This is a genomic window from Methylobacterium oxalidis (assembly GCF_007992195.1).
In the GTDB taxonomy this organism is placed as follows: Bacteria; Pseudomonadota; Alphaproteobacteria; order Rhizobiales; family Beijerinckiaceae; genus Methylobacterium; species Methylobacterium oxalidis.
Genome location: NZ_BJZU01000333.1, coordinates 1 through 770, shown reverse-complemented (window position 1 = coordinate 770; position 770 = coordinate 1). Strand labels below are relative to the sequence as shown.

Genomic DNA, 770 nt, shown 5'->3' with positions numbered 1-770 from the left:
CGGGCCTCACTTCTCGACGAAGGCCTTCTCGATGACGAAGTGTCCGGCCTCGCCGTGGTTGCCCTCCTCGTAGCCGCCCTCGGCCAGAAGCTGGCGGGTGTCGCGGATCATCTCGGGGCTGCCGCACAGCATGAACCGGTCCGCCTCCCGCGACATGCCCGGCAGGCCCACGTCCGCGAACAGCTTGCCCGACACCATCAGGTCGGTGATCCGGCCCCGGTTGCGGAACGGCTCGCGCGTCACGGTCGGGTAGTAAATCAGCTGCGCGCTGATCATCTCGCCCAGGAACTCGTGGCCCGGCAGGTCCTGCGTGATCGTCTCGCCGTAGGCGAGCTCCGAGACCTGCCGGCAGCCGTGCACCAGCACCACCTTCTCGAAGCGCTCGTAGGTCTCCGGGTCCTTGATGATCGACAGGAACGGCGCCAGCCCCGTGCCGGTGCCGAGCAGGTAGAGGTGGCGGCCCGGCAGCAGGTTGTCGAGCACCAGCGTGCCGGTGGGCTTCTTGCCGACCATGATCGGGTCGCCGACCTTGAGGTGCTGCAGCTTGCTGGTGAGCGGGCCGTTCGGGACCTTGATGGAGAAGAACTCCAGCTCCTCCTCGTAGTTGGCCGAGACCACCGAGTAGGCGCGCAGCAGCGGCCGGCCCTCGACCTCGATGCCGATCATCGTGAACTCGCCGTTGCGGAAGCGGAACGAGGGGTCGCGCGTGGTGCGGAAGGAGAACAGCGTGTCCGTCCAGTGGTGCACCGACAGCACCCGCTCCTCGTTGT

At 67.4% G+C, this 770-nt stretch carries 1 protein-coding gene; it reads right to left on the bottom strand.

What is annotated here, in order from left to right:
* Window positions 1-6 precede the first annotated feature (6 nt).
* Window positions 7-770: ferredoxin--NADP reductase (locus MOX02_RS30850; RefSeq protein ID WP_147029552.1), on the bottom strand; the 764-nt coding region annotated here is incomplete at its 5' end.